At 40.9% G+C, this 13,924-nt stretch carries 12 protein-coding genes; all 12 read right to left on the reverse strand.

Features of this window, described 5'->3' with window-relative positions; translation table 11 throughout:
- Window positions 1–53: 53 nt before the first annotated feature.
- Window positions 54–3,131 (reverse strand): error-prone DNA polymerase, encoded by a 3,078-nt coding sequence (locus L3V43_RS00990; protein WP_235366646.1) that lies wholly within the window; start codon window positions 3,129–3,131, stop codon window positions 54–56.
- The gene (locus L3V43_RS00995; protein WP_235366645.1) at window positions 3,131–4,528 is read right to left on the reverse strand and encodes a DNA polymerase Y family protein; all 1,398 of its coding nucleotides are present in this window, start codon (window positions 4,526–4,528) and stop codon (window positions 3,131–3,133) included. Before L3V43_RS00995 ends, L3V43_RS00990 begins: the two co-directional genes overlap by 1 nt.
- A 2-nt stretch (window positions 4,529–4,530) precedes the next feature.
- Window positions 4,531–5,217 carry a translesion DNA synthesis-associated protein ImuA gene (imuA, locus tag L3V43_RS01000; RefSeq protein ID WP_174169974.1) on the reverse strand — a complete coding sequence of 229 codons (687 nt, stop codon included), beginning with the start codon at window positions 5,215–5,217 and terminating at the stop codon, window positions 4,531–4,533.
- A 694-nt stretch (window positions 5,218–5,911) separates the two neighbouring features.
- A complete protein-coding gene (locus tag L3V43_RS01005) occupies window positions 5,912–7,006 on the reverse strand; it encodes a SidE phosphodiesterase domain-containing protein (protein ID WP_158299121.1) in 1,095 nt (364 codons plus the stop codon).
- Between the two features lie 174 nt (window positions 7,007–7,180).
- Complete coding sequence (locus L3V43_RS01010) at window positions 7,181–8,224, reverse strand: hypothetical protein (RefSeq protein WP_010606659.1); 1,044 nt, start codon at window positions 8,222–8,224, stop codon at window positions 7,181–7,183.
- Window positions 8,218–8,784: an isopentenyl-diphosphate Delta-isomerase gene (gene idi, locus L3V43_RS01015; protein WP_010606658.1), complete on the reverse strand. Its 567-nt coding sequence runs from the start codon at window positions 8,782–8,784 to the stop codon at window positions 8,218–8,220. Before idi ends, L3V43_RS01010 begins: the two co-directional genes overlap by 7 nt.
- Window positions 8,777–9,412 (reverse strand): sulfotransferase family 2 domain-containing protein, encoded by a 636-nt coding sequence (locus tag L3V43_RS01020; protein ID WP_102057198.1) that lies wholly within the window; start codon window positions 9,410–9,412, stop codon window positions 8,777–8,779. The genes idi and L3V43_RS01020 overlap by 8 nt, the downstream gene beginning before the upstream one ends.
- A gap of 11 nt (window positions 9,413–9,423) precedes the next feature.
- Window positions 9,424–10,173 (reverse strand): nucleotidyltransferase domain-containing protein, encoded by a 750-nt coding sequence (locus L3V43_RS01025; RefSeq protein WP_102057199.1) that lies wholly within the window; start codon window positions 10,171–10,173, stop codon window positions 9,424–9,426.
- An 11-nt stretch (window positions 10,174–10,184) separates the two neighbouring features.
- A complete protein-coding gene (locus L3V43_RS01030) occupies window positions 10,185–11,081 on the reverse strand; it encodes an RES family NAD+ phosphorylase (RefSeq protein ID WP_237115885.1) in 897 nt (298 codons plus the stop codon).
- 3 nt (window positions 11,082–11,084) lie between these two features.
- Entirely contained in the window at window positions 11,085–12,083 is a 999-nt protein-coding gene (locus L3V43_RS01035; protein ID WP_237115884.1) for a hypothetical protein, read from the reverse strand.
- Window positions 12,084–12,094: 11 nt separating this feature from the next.
- Window positions 12,095–12,892: a glycosyltransferase family A protein gene (locus tag L3V43_RS01040; protein ID WP_102057201.1), complete on the reverse strand. Its 798-nt coding sequence runs from the start codon at window positions 12,890–12,892 to the stop codon at window positions 12,095–12,097.
- Window positions 12,889–13,923: a hypothetical protein gene (locus tag L3V43_RS01045; protein WP_237115883.1), complete on the reverse strand. Its 1,035-nt coding sequence runs from the start codon at window positions 13,921–13,923 to the stop codon at window positions 12,889–12,891. The genes L3V43_RS01040 and L3V43_RS01045 overlap by 4 nt, the downstream gene beginning before the upstream one ends.
- Between the last annotated feature and the right edge of the window lies 1 nt (window position 13,924).

Consider the following 13,924-nt stretch of genomic DNA (forward strand, 5'->3'; position numbering starts at 1 on the left):
CTTATACGCATATGTGAAACGCATTTACGAAAGGCCGAGCACCTCACAAGCAATTAATGAAAAGCGCGAGCCTTAATTGTCATCGCTGCTAGTAATTCACTTCTATCGATTAACCTACCAGCAATAACATGTACCACTTCACCCTCTTTCTCTACTATACCCTTTATTTCTAATAGCTGTGCGCCCATATAGGCTTGCTTTTGTGCTCGAGCAGTACCAGACCACACAATTACATTGATGTTGCCTGTTTCATCTTCTAAAGTAAAAAAGGTCACGCCTTTTGCGGTACCCGGGGCTTGCTTTCCTGTCACCAGCCCTATCACTGTTACTAACGATTTATGCGGTCGATAAAGCAGTTCATTGGCCTTAACCGTTCGGTGTATAAGCTTTTCTTGCTCAAGTTGCTTGATTGGGTGAGTGCGTAAAGAAACCTTAGTGCTATTGTAATCTTCCTGTAAGTTTTCAAACTCTGTGGCGCTAAAGTGACTATATTGCGACTCTTTCTCTTCAATATCGCTGAATAGTGGCAAGGTTTTACTTTGATCTGCAAGTGACCACCTAGCCGCATAACGGCTATCTACAAAGTGATGTAAAGCATCCGCGGAAATCAGCTTTTCAATAGTGCTGTTAGTAATACCAGCTTGCTGTAACTGCACGATATTCCCAAACCCCTCTTGAGGTCTGCATTGTAATAATTGCAGTGCTTCTTCTTCACTTAACCCTTTTATAAGCCGAAGTCCTAAGCGGATCGCAAACGTTGCTTGTCTTGGCTCTTGTACGACTTGATGTTCGTAATCGGACTGGTTAACACAGATAGGTAAAATGCTAACCTCATGCCTTGATGCATCTTGCAACAGCTGTGAAGCCGAATAAAACCCCATTGGAAAGCTATTGAGTAGAGCGGTATAAAACATTGCGGGGTAGTAGTATTTCAACCACGCAGAGGCATAAGCCAGCACTGCAAAAGAAGCTGAGTGACTTTCAGGAAAACCATATTCACCAAAGCCGCAGATCTGCTCAAAAATCCGCTCAGCAAATTGTGCTTCATAGCCCCGATCCAGCATGCCTCGAATAAGCTTTTCTCTAAACTGCATTAGCTCCCCGGTTTTTTTCCATGACGCCATGGCTCGGCGTAGGCTATCCGCTTCTCCTCCAGTGAACCCAGCAGCAACCATAGCCAGTTTTATCACTTGTTCTTGGAAAATAGGAACCCCCATTGTCCTCTCTAATACCGATTTAACCGCTTCGGATGGATAAGTCACTTGCTCTTCACCATCCCGTCGCTTTAAAAATGGATGCACCATATCCCCTTGAATAGGGCCGGGACGTACAATCGCTATTTGGATCACTAAGTCGTAGTAATTCGCGGGTTTCAGCCTTGGCAACATACTCATTTGTGCACGAGACTCTACTTGAAACACGCCAACACTATCCCCTTTTTGCAACATCTTATAGACCAAAGGGTCGTCTTGCATACGAGTCAATTGGGCAAGATCCAGATTTCGCTTCGTATGCGCTGCAATATAGCCAAAACACTTACGGATAGCGCTTAGCATACCCAAGGCCAAGATATCGACTTTGAGTAACTTAAGAGTTTCAAGGTCATCTTTATCCCATTGAATAATGGTGCGCTCTGGCATAGCTGCATTTTCTACGGGCACTAATTCATGTAATGGACTTTCTGAGATAACAAAACCACCAACATGCTGCGATAAATGCCTTGGAAACCCCATAATGTCATTAACCAACTGAATAAAATGCTGACCTTTTAATGAGTTTGGCTCTAACCCTAACTCCACTAATTGGGCCTGCCAGTTAAGCCCTTTATCACGGCGGTTGAGGTGCTCAATAAAGTACTCTATTTGCGCCATTTCAATGCCCAAGGCTTTGCCAACATCACGCATGGCACTTTTTAAACGATACGTGATCACCGTTGCTGCTAATGCTGCGCGTTTACGACCATATTTTTTGTAGATATATTGGATCACCTCTTCACGACGTTGGTGTTCAAAATCCACATCTATATCGGGTGGCTCATTACGCTCTTTACTAATAAAACGCTCGAACAATACACCCACTTGCCGAGGGTCAACCGCGGTTATCTCTAAGCAATAACAGACCACAGAGTTAGCGGCTGAGCCTCGCCCTTGGTATAAGATTTGATGCTGTTTGGCATACATCACAATGTCATGAATAGTGATAAAGAAAAACGGATAATCAAGCGCTTCGATAAGCGCTAGCTCTTTATCAATAATGGCTTCTATATCTGGCGGCACGCCATCAGGAAAGCGAACTTGTTTACCCTTTTCGACCAACGCGCGTAAATAAGTCATTGGAGTAAAACCTTTAGGCACTAACTCCTGAGGATATTGATAATGCAATGAGTCTAAATTAAATACACATCGCTTCGCGATATTGGCACTTTCTTCAAGAAAGGTAGGTGAAAACAACTTATTAAGCTTAGAGATAGATCTAAGTGCCGACTCGCTATTGCTAATCATTTTCTCAGGGATCTCGCTTATCACACGATTCTGTCGAATGGCTGTCAGTGTATGCTGTAGCGCAAGTCTAGACGAGCAGTGCATAAGCACCCCACCAACAGCGCAAATAGGTATTTGGTAAGCTTTTGACAGTTTTACACAATGGGTAAAATAATGTACATCTTTTGCACTCAAGTTACGTCGGTAGCCAATCCATATTCTATTATGGTGATATTTACACAGCCATTGCAATGATTGAACATCTTGACTGTTCCCCTTTGGCAACCATAACAATAAGACATGCTTAAGCGACATAATATCCCACTCACTAAGCTGATATTGTCCCTTCTCCGTTCGCTGGCGAGCATTACTGATCACTCGACATAACTCTGTATAAGCGAGCTGGCAAGGACAAAGAGCAACCAACTCAATATTGTTGTACTTCAGTAAACTCCCAACTATCAGTTTTATCTTGAGTTTATGATCACGAATATAAGCATGAGCACGGACAATACCAGCCAAAGAGCATTCGTCAGTAATAGCTATTGCGCTGTAACCTAAAAAATCTGCTTGTTTGACCAACTCTTCTGGTCGCGATGCGCCAGTCAAAAATGAAAAGTTGCTCTGGCAAAAAAGCTCGGCATAAGACATTAGCTAAATACTCCATGAATATACCAATGATTATTTTGCTCTCGAAATACCCATAACCGCTGCGCTTGTTCATTTTGTACAATAAAATAATCTCGCTGGACCGGCTCACCGTCCCACCACCCCGAAGCGATACGCTCTGGACCAGAAATAATATTGACTCTTTCACATAACGGCTGTGGCTTCGGAAATAGGATAGTAGGTCTTAATTTACTCTTGAGTGTCGTGAAACGTGGCTCGTGGCTATAAGTGCTGGCCTTTTCAGGACGAGGATCGCCTGTAAGTTGTAAACCTTGCACTGCCTGCTCACCGAGCTTAGCACATAGAATAGCCCGCAGTCCTTGCGCAGACATCGCACTTTGCTGCGTTGAGAAGAGATCTTTTATTGTGGCATGCTGCGCTTCTAGTGCATCAGCTTTGAGTGAAACACTTTGTACGGGTGCATCTAAGGTTATGGATTCTAGCTTGAGGTTTAACAAGCGCTGCCAATTTGCCGCCTTATATTCAGGCTCCGCGCTGTTTAATGTGATCTCTAAAGCCTCTTTATCTCGAAGTGCTAAGGTAAAATAAAGCGTTCGAGTTACTAAGTTACGTTGCTGTAGGAATAACGCTAAACGCGATAGCAAATGCTCGATTGGCTTTTCTAACCAAGCCATTACTTCGACTTCGTAAAGTAAAGGTGCAGTAAGCTCAAAGGTTTCCACAGGTTGGTAATAGTTAAGGGTTTCCTTTAGTTTTCCAAACAAGCAGCCTACATAATGTACGAGTTCAGTATCAAAACGTTTGGCCAGTTCACTGAGTGAAAACTGCTCTAACTGCGCCACGTTTTTAACTCCGGTGCGAGCAAGCAACTCAATCACTTGACTGTCTAGACTTGTACGTGTTAATCCTATCTTCCCCAAGTAATGACGCTTTTGGCACTGCGTTAACATAAGCGCATTGCAATGCTCTCGCGCTAAGAGCTTAGCCATTATTGTGGACTCACCCATGCCGTAATAATAACTCTTGCCAAGTTGCGCTAATTGTCCAGATATTACTTGCCAGTAACTTGGCAAATCATGATAGAGCGACAGCATAGAATCGACTTTAAGCACAAGGCCATTAGGTTCATCGATTACAATATCTGCACTTACTTGATAAAGCGTATTGGCAATTTCTAATAGCTGCTGTCTTTCTAGAAGGTCGTCGTAGGGCAAAACATGAAGCTGTGTACACAATGCACAAGCAGTCCCAAGGCCCATTCCTATTTTTATGCCTCGCTGCTGCGCTGCATCATTGAGCTGCACTATCTGGTTTTTGCGGCCATCAATAATAACAACGGGTGTAACAAAATCACCGGAAACCGTTTGCTTTGTCATTCCCTCTAGTTGCAGCATAGGAAAATAGAGATATAACCACATAACTAGCTCGTTAAACGCCGCTCATAGCCTGTAAATGCAACTATATTATCGCTAACATGAGGTAGATTTGGCTTTTCAAGCTCTGGCCAATAGTGGGGGTTTTCTAGTTTAAGACTACGATGTGCCAAGTGCCCCTTGTGCTTCTTCACTATCACATCCAAGCCGCTGTGCTGTGCTTGTAAAGCCACTGAAAGCGTAAATGGTAGAGTTTGAGCGTACTGTGCTTGATGTAAAACAAATAACCTACAACCTCCCGTCTGTGCACCTAGCTGCAAACGCTTTACAGCGGCAATAGAAAGCGCTTCGTGCCAAAGTACAAGCGCACTACACGCACCACTTTTTACACACTGCTCCGCAGCCCACAGTGCTTCTTTTTCACTTGGTGGCTGCAATATCATAAATTCACTCAGGTCTAACGATAAATAATGCAATGCCGCGGCATGTATTTGTCCTGGTGGATTAATTAATACCTTCAAACGGTTATCATCCGCAAAGTGGGGCAATATCAACCTTAACTCCCCTATTCCCATTGCAGTTTTTACACCAATCACACCTTGTTGCGGCCAACCACCACACAGCACATCATCAAGTGCAGCAAAGCGAGTACTGACGACATCATGCTGCACGGCCTTTCCACGCCCACGCCAAAGCAAGTTTTTACGCTCAAGAAGATCTATATAATTCGCCATACATCACCAAACACTGTTTATACATACAGTATATTTAAATAAAAACAGATCGCAAGTAGATCGCTAGAAAAGAGACGAGTTAAAAAGTAACCATGGTTTACGCTTTAAGTTAATCGTGTTTTGCTTAGAGGATATGAGAGTTGCAATGAGTACGGCGCGTAGATAATCGTCTTAGGCCTAGTTATCTAAGACAAGAGCTAACCAACTGAGCCTGCCACTTTGCCACAACAGGCAAAGTTATGTCGACATTATTATAAGCTTATGTTGAAAAGTGAGCTGTTTGATTACGATGACAAAGGAAGGGCTAAAGTAAATGAGATTTTTGGATTTTTGGATTTTTGGATTTTTGGATTTTTGGATTTTTGTAAAGGAAGCTCGCTTAGAAGAGGAAATGCAAGCTGGCCCAGTGGTCGGGATTCGAATCGAAGCGTCGAACCGCCGTAACCCCAGCGTGACAGGCCGTGCCCACTTCATATTGTTAATCGGGCTTAATAGGTACAACCCATAACTCATTGGTTTTATTTAATTTAATGCGCCAACACCGAATAAAAACTTTTATTTGATCACGAGTTTTGTAAAGTTTTATTTATCAGAGTTTGGAAGGCATAATATTACAGTTATCAATTATTATCTGAATTCGGGTATACTTACTGCGAAATTAAATTATCACTTATAACATTTGGCAAGTTTTTGACTAATATTTTTTCAATCGTTTAAATATTTTACGACTAGCTTTTACCAATTTTCCAACTTTTTTCTTTCTCGGTGAATATACTGGCAACGGTTTTGAATAGTCCAACACCACAGCTTGCGCCATTAAATCTAAATCATTGTTTTGCATATACCATTTCTTCTCAAAACGATAAAAACCCAAAACACCATTATTAACCAAATAGCAGTCAGTTAACTGTCTAAGTTCCCTGATTACTTGTGAGCCACCAGTACCTCCCTTATTCGCACTATTATGCATTAATTGTGTATTAGTATTAAGTAATTGAGCAGCAATAATACTATCTTTTTCACCATACAAACCAATTCTTTGTAAATCCAACATATGGGCCGCTGCCATTATATCACCCATCACATGAGGCTCAGCAAGATAATCACAAGCAGCAGTCAAAGCGTTGGCAAAATCATCTATTTGTAGTTGATCATCAAATAAACTTGAATATCGTGCAGCCTGACGAAAAAAGCCAACATCAGCACGGGCATAAGCTTGATAGTTTTCAGCAACATTCCCCTCACTTTCGCGTCCCGAGCGCTGAAATGCCCCCGTAAATTGCATTTGGCGGATAAACTTACACAGGTCTGTTTGAGCCGCAACCAATTGAACAATATCTTGTCGGAACTCATCAGGGTACTTACCCACCAAGCGAATAATATCTCCAGACAAACGACCTTGGCGAATACCATGATCTAATGGATGATTAGGCCTAAAAACTTCTACACCATACGCTTTTATTTTGTCATTAGGTTTTAGCAAATAAGGCCGACCAAAATGAAACTTAATCAAATCCAGTAACGTTCGAACAAACTCCCATTCAGTCTTAGCTCTGCCCGTTTGTTCAGCGTAGAGTTTCATCTTCTGCAATTGTTCAGGGCTATAACGACTGGTAACGGTCACTGCATTGCGATCAGGCTCTATTGAATGGAACTCATACAAATAGCCAGAGCCGAATGTACGACGGAAAAACAGCTCAAAATCAGTCTTATTAATATTACCAATTTGTTCTGTCAATTGCGGATGAGCCTGCTCAATTAAATGCAACTCAAGTCGCGACCAATTCAATTGAGTACCTAAACGCTGTGTAAGCTGTTTAAGTAATCGACTCTGTTTGACTTGGACAACAGGGCCTCGCAGCCTATACCACCAGCTAAAAATAAATAGCGATACCAGCACAATAACCAATAACACAATGGATTGATTCTCGTTCATTACAATAATATCCATAGCAAATAAAACTTAAGTGGGCCGCCTTTTACCAGAATGACCATACCACCCAACTTGCCGAATTGGTTTTTTCAACCAATATCTTACAGTGATCTCGGCTAGAAACAGCCCATATAAACCATATAAGCAACGTTTTACCAAACGAGTTTTAGCAGTGCTATGATGGGATTTATCCATCAATTCTTTAAAAATAATCTGATTAAATGCGTATTTTGCAGAGCTTTCATCCACTCTAGATAACACAATAAAATTGCTCAGAACCAAACGACGCAAGCGTTTTAGATTAGACAAGGGTGTCGCCCCCGATTGAAACTCCCCCACAGCCTGCTCAACAATAGCAATTTTATTCATAGGTTCGGCATCAATAAAAATATTAGCGAATGTAAGATAGGTATCATCACTAATAACCCCTGAATCGAATTGGTGATCAATTTTATCTAATTTAAACGCTAAATATGCTTGCGGATATTTATTAACCTTATTATGTGAATTTCGGATGCTACTCCATAGGGTTTGGCCTTTTTGCTCAATCAACACCTTACGGCAGCCTGCAAGATGGCAATCATCCGACTTAATTTTGTCCACCAACATACCCAAGCTTCCAGAAGACACTTTAATATCATCGTCACACCAACAGAAAAACAATGAGCCAGCTTGACGTGCCAATTCCACAGCAGTATTTATCGCATCAATTTTATTTGGATAATCCATACTAATGAGTAATGTAGTTAGGCCTACAATCGACTTCGATGCCAATAACCCTTGCAACAATTCAATGTAAATATCACTTTCATGCTGATGAGCAGGATGATATTGTGCAGCCACGACCAGCTGCACATCTGAGCAAATTTTCTTTTCTAGCACCAACTCGACTTCTGCAAACAAACTTTCAAGCGTTTTATACAAATCAATAAGACTATCGCTAGTAAGTAAACAAGGCACTAAAACAGTTAACTGTGCAGACTCAGCAACTCCTCCCCACTCTATTTGATAACCATTTTTCGGCGCATCATATTGATAAACTTCACCAATGACACGTCTAATTGTGTTTAACATGGCGATAACTCACCGAATAATTGTTGTTTAATAGCCTCAAGATGATGAACTTGCAAATAAGCCCATTCCATCTTAAACCAAGGAGTCACTTGCTGTTCATTAGCAGCAATAAAATCGGCGACACCATCAATATCAATATACTGATATGCAGCCACTTCATCGGTATTTGGTTTTGGCAAATCATCGCAAATAGCCCAAAACACGTGACACAACTCATGCTCATGACCAACATCCAAATATTTAGCGCGATACAAGAACTTATACAAGTATTCCACTGATGCCTCTAAGCCTAGCTCCATTTGAACACGGCACTGAGCAGAATCTTTAATAGCAACACCCACTGACGGATGAGAACAACAAGAATTAGACCAACTTCCCGGCCAAAGTGGTTTTGGCGCAGCCCTTTGTTGCAATAACAACTGCCCTTGACGATTAAAAATAAACACCGAGTAAGCCCGATGTAATTGACCTTCACCCAAATGAGCCGCCAATTTACTCTGATGACCAATAACTTGATCATTTTCATCTACTAAAAGTAACTGAGGATTAATATCACTCATATTGATATTCTCCATAATCCTGAGTATAGAGGTTCTTGATAAACACACTCACACGCTCCTCAAGCTCAACTTGAGTATTTACTTTCGATTGATTGTGTATCACTCCGACATCAACACCAAGCGGCGTCAACTCCTTGGACAATTGTTCACTATCTTCCATCTTTACCACACGATAATTGTTATCATTCAAAGCCTCTCGAATTTCTTCAGGCAAAATCGCATATTGTGGAGTTAAGTGTTTAGTATGAGGATACAAATGAGGTAACATTTTTAAAGCAAAAACATCAAAACGCACCGCCCGCAATCCAGCCAAAATATCGGCTACTGTGGTTTCTAAACTAAGCTCCATTTGCATCATGGCCAACAACATATATTGGCAATTTTGAATTTGAATTTTGCCATTATCATTACGTCTACCAGCATCGATAATTTTATCTTTATAAAAAGAAACGACCCTATCCACCGGATTTCTAACCAGTTGCAATATAGGCCAACCTTCATCGAACAGCGCCTTAAATTGGGCCAAGTCAATCTCTTCAAGAGTTTGCGCGCACGTTAAGCTGGTATACATCACCTTTTTATTGGTCACCAACAATTGCCGTTGCTTTATACTTTTAAAAAAAGCCATCACATCATCCCTTAATTTTCAATGGTATTGATCACCTGTTCAACGCCCATAGACAGCACCGACTCTTTCACTGCCACCACACCGCCAAGAGCATCAATCACCAAATGATACAAGGCATCAATGTTTTCCATTCTCAGCTCTTGAGGATTAGGTGCCATAGCAGATTCAAATTGCTGGTGCACTTTAGGATCTATCGCTTTGAGTTGTCTTGTTGATTCGCGAAAGCCCTGTAGCCCCCAATGACAATGCAGACGAATAAAAGCATCAGCCAAATTAAGCAATAGTTTTGAACAAGCAAATTCAAAAAATCCGGGATGATCTTTAACCTGATGGATTTTGCGATGCAGGCTTTCAATCACCAGCGCTTTTTCCCGTCTGGCATCATGAGGAAAGGTCTCATCAATAGACTTGGCAGTAATATCTATAGCGTATTGTTTTAGTTTTTCAGCTATGCCGTTTGGATCTGACACAATAGTGGCTTCCAACATATGTTTGATGGTAGGACCATGCCTTCGGCTAAGCAGTTCAAGTAAGAAATCTTCAGTCACATAACGAAATTCAAATTCCAACCCTTCATTAAACACTTTCTTTTTATATGAAATATCTTCGCCATCGCGTATCAAAATCAAATCAATATCGCTGCCAGATTTAAATCTGCCTTTAAAATATGAGCCGTAGCCCATCACAGCAAGCACTTCATCGTCTTGTTTAAGTTTTTCGATTTCTGCATCGAATTTTTGATTCACTAATTCTAAACCCATCTTCATTTTCCCTAAAGTTGGTTACTCGATGTTATTGCTTCTATAGTTACCACTTCGACCAATGAGTCGAGTATGGGTCTGCCGAACATGGCAATATTCTCTACCACCTTCGAATTATTTTGTTGTTTAGCCTTAGGATCGATTTTTGCCAGAATAGTAGATGTAGCCGGATAGATAATGCCATCAAAACCAGCCTGTTTAGCCAACACCGCAATTCTGCGAGTCAGAGGATAAGAAAAACGACTAAACATAAATACCATATGCAAAGCTTTTTGCAGCGGTTCGGCTGCAATACAAGTCAAATCCAGCAATTTTAAATGTGACGTCGGGCGCAATGTCGCGACAAAAAGGCTATCATTTGCCGCCGCCCGGCACTCATGAATACATATCTGAAGATTTTGCGATGCATACATGACAGGCATGTTATCCGAATCAAGTCGTCCCGAACCCAACAATTCATCTGGAGGGCTATCATATTCTGCTGAATTTTGTGGCTGCTCTGGCGATACTCTTATACGGTAAAATTGATCTGATGGGGTTAAAACCCGAACCGGATAACTCTCTAACGCTCGCAGTAGTATCTGGGAATCAGTATTCTCCAAATAGGCATCATTAATGGCATTTTCAATGCACAATATATCCTGTTTCAGGGTTTTCCCCAGACTGCTTGACAACTTTTGCTGTTTATTGCGCTCTATATTCTTATCATTGTAATAAGCAGCCTTAGCTATTTCCCCGTGCAAAAAGCACTTATCAGCCAATTCAATAACCATAGCGCCACTTAAACAATGGCCTTCAGTCGAATCGCAACGAGGGCACCCAGCTAAATCAGCGACAAACAATTCCTCAACATATCTTTTCAAACCCGGATTGTTAAAACAATCAGAACACAATACAACAGCAGACATCCGCTATACCTTATAGCCTTGGCTCAACTGCCAATATCGATTCAACATCACCAGCACCTGAGCACTACAAAAGACGTCTTCATTTTTCTTGATTTTGACATTCGGATGAGGAAATACCCCACCATGCCAGCAACCGTTTTCACTTTGTTGGCTAAGCAACCATTTAAGGGCTTTTTGAACGTTAGGATCATCTAATTGAATGCCCGTCGCCAATAAAGTTTTTAGCCCCAATACCGTATGCAAAGACTCACTGATCTGATTTTCACCATCAGTTTGGCCACTAACCAGACGTCCATCACTTTGTTGCTCAGATAAAACAAAACGTTGCGCTTTAGCAAGATAACTATCAAAACGGCCATTATCATTTAAGCGCTGCAACAACTCGCAAATTGGAGCCATCAGATAAAACGGCGTTTCATAATATTGCCAATGTTGACCCCAAGTACCATTAGCCAACTGTCCTTCAGTTAAAAATGTCAGTGCTTGTAAAAAATATTTAGGCTCAGTATCAACCCTAAGCAAAGCCAACATGGCAAAAGCGGTGACACTAGGCAAGTGCTGTACATCTTCGCTTACCGCCGGATTTTCGATTCTCCAACGACCATCATTAAGTTGTTTCTCACAGATATATTGCGCTTGATTTATCACATCGGTGCGCTGAGGAAATTGGCGTTCTAGCAAGGTCTTTAATAATTGTAGATATTCACTGGAAGTCTCAATGCAATATAAATCCGTGCGTTTTGCTGAGTCTGGCACCATACCATCATCAGTTTCGCTACTGGCCAAAAACGCCATAGCGGCACTTAGCACAGCATCATTTTGCAAACTTTCCTGCTCAGCCCACAAAGTGATAGCCATAGCCGCTTCAATAGTTTCCCAAACATCAAAAGTGCCGTAATTAGCAGCTGTAATTGCTCCATTGGCTTTTTGTTGCTGACGCAAATAAGCCAACCCTTGTTCGCAGGCATCTTTGAGTTGTGTTGTAGAAATTCCTGTTGTCATATGTATCCCTTTTAAAATTCCTTCAAACTAAAATCTTCATCATTAGGCGTATTGCGATAAAACTCTTGGCTTAAGCCAGTTTTAATTTTCTTACGCAAATCGGCCATTTTCTGTTTATAAGCTGCACGTATAGGTGATTGATAGCCAGTCGTCTCATCGGTAGTCAACGACTTAGCTTGTTCTATTTTTACATAGAGAGGCTCACTTAAATTACGCACCTTTTTGCAATGTACAGCACGTAAGGTAAACTCATCGTCCGCACCAATTCGAGTAGAACCATCAAATCCACCTAAAGTGTCAAAACAGCTAAAGCGCACTAATTGAGAGGGTTGATAACTGATGTATTTAATCCCCACTTTATGGGCAAGATAAGGCATCTTATAAAACCGTTTAATGTAATAACTATCGCCTTTATCTAAATCCGACATGACTTCCATATAAGCAGAGCCAAGTATATCGATATTGCTGTCTCTCATCCCATCATATAAACGGTCTAAACGCATAGCCACACTGAAGTCATCAGCATCGTGAAAGGCCAAATATTCAGTATCCAACTGCTGGATAATGGCATTTTTCATCCGATAAGTACCAACATTTTTACTGGCACGAAACAAACGAATAGGATGTTTGCTTAGTTGTTTAGTTTTATCTAACTGCTGTTGCAACTGAGCAAAGACATCATCTGATGAGGCATCGTCCATTACCAATAATTGAATATCTTTAAGACACGTCAAAGACAATGACTCAATAGCCCTACTAATCAAATGAGGTTGATTATAATGAGGAATAGCAATACTGATACGGCTCATTCGTCACCACCAGATGAAGCAGACCACACAATTCGTTTTAACGGTTTGTCTATCAGCACTCTTAAAAGCAATTCAAAGGTCACTAACAAATAACCAAAATAGAGTAAAGACTTTACAACCAGTTGACGATTAAACTTCAAAGGCCGTGCAAACAATGGTGCAAACATAATATTGTGATAAATATATTTAGCTTTAGTCTTATCGAACTTATGCAATAAGATCATATGACTAAGACTGATACGGCGAAAACGAATTAACTTTTGTTTAAGATTCAAATCGGTCAAATAATAAATTTTGGCCGCTTCAATAACCTGTATTCCATTCATAGGTTGACCATCCAAACACAGATTGGCAAATGTTAGATAGCCATCATCACTGATATCTCTTTCATCAAAGTCATGCTCAACAGCATTGAGCTTAAACAGCACACAGCCTTGGGGATATTTATTTGGTTTAGTCCTTGGAAGTTTTAAGTAACGCTGCTCAATAAAATCTTGCGGATTTTTAACTTGAACATGCACTGGACCTACGATGCAATTGTGTCGCACATAAATACTACCAATTAATGTTTCCATAATATTGTCAGACAACAGCAAATCACCATCACACCAACCAAATAATTCACTTTGTTTTTCTTTAGCACATTTAATTGCTCTTTTGATCATAGCGATTTTATTGGCTTTATTTTGCTTTATCAGTGTCACATGTACATTAGATTTAGCCAATTTAGCGCATAAATCAGCAATAATTTGCTGGTATACACTTTGTTGCCAATTTCCCTGAATGCCTAAAATCAACTGAGCACTAGAGATCAACCCACTTTCAAGCTGTGCATTCAATTGTTCACACACTTGACAAACACAACGATAAAACGCGGCAATATTATCATTTGGCAATACCAAAGGTAGTAAAAAACTCAATTGGGCAGTATCACCTTCGCGGATGAATTCAACTTGAGCATCAAAACGGCCAAAATCAGCTTGCCAAGTTTTCCCAATGAGCTTACGCATTTGATTAAATAAAAAAGACATT

Origin of the sequence: Pseudoalteromonas sp. L23 (assembly GCF_021728455.1) — a bacterium.
Classification (GTDB): Bacteria; Pseudomonadota; Gammaproteobacteria; order Enterobacterales; family Alteromonadaceae; genus Pseudoalteromonas.

What these genes read in the sequence shown, in the direction of transcription:
- L3V43_RS00990 (WP_235366646.1), bottom strand. Translation starts at nt 3,131, where the DNA reads ATGTCTTATGCCGAGCTTTTTTGCCAGAGCAACTTTTCATTTTTGACT.
- L3V43_RS00995 (WP_235366645.1), bottom strand. Translation starts at nt 4,528, where the DNA reads ATGTGGTTATATCTCTATTTTCCTATGCTGCAACTAGAGGGAATGACA.
- imuA (WP_174169974.1), bottom strand. Translation starts at nt 5,217, where the DNA reads ATGGCGAATTATATAGATCTTCTTGAGCGTAAAAACTTGCTTTGGCGT.
- L3V43_RS01010 (WP_010606659.1), bottom strand. Translation starts at nt 8,224, where the DNA reads ATGTTAAACACAATTAGACGTGTCATTGGTGAAGTTTATCAATATGAT.
- idi (WP_010606658.1), bottom strand. Translation starts at nt 8,784, where the DNA reads ATGAGTGATATTAATCCTCAGTTACTTTTAGTAGATGAAAATGATCAA.
- L3V43_RS01020 (WP_102057198.1), bottom strand. Translation starts at nt 9,412, where the DNA reads ATGGCTTTTTTTAAAAGTATAAAGCAACGGCAATTGTTGGTGACCAAT.
- L3V43_RS01025 (WP_102057199.1), bottom strand. Translation starts at nt 10,173, where the DNA reads ATGGGTTTAGAATTAGTGAATCAAAAATTCGATGCAGAAATCGAAAAA.
- L3V43_RS01030 (WP_237115885.1), bottom strand. Translation starts at nt 11,081, where the DNA reads ATGTCTGCTGTTGTATTGTGTTCTGATTGTTTTAACAATCCGGGTTTG.
- L3V43_RS01035 (WP_237115884.1), bottom strand. Translation starts at nt 12,083, where the DNA reads ATGACAACAGGAATTTCTACAACACAACTCAAAGATGCCTGCGAACAA.
- L3V43_RS01040 (WP_102057201.1), bottom strand. Translation starts at nt 12,892, where the DNA reads ATGAGCCGTATCAGTATTGCTATTCCTCATTATAATCAACCTCATTTG.
- L3V43_RS01045 (WP_237115883.1), bottom strand. Translation starts at nt 13,923, where the DNA reads ATGTCTTTTTTATTTAATCAAATGCGTAAGCTCATTGGGAAAACTTGG.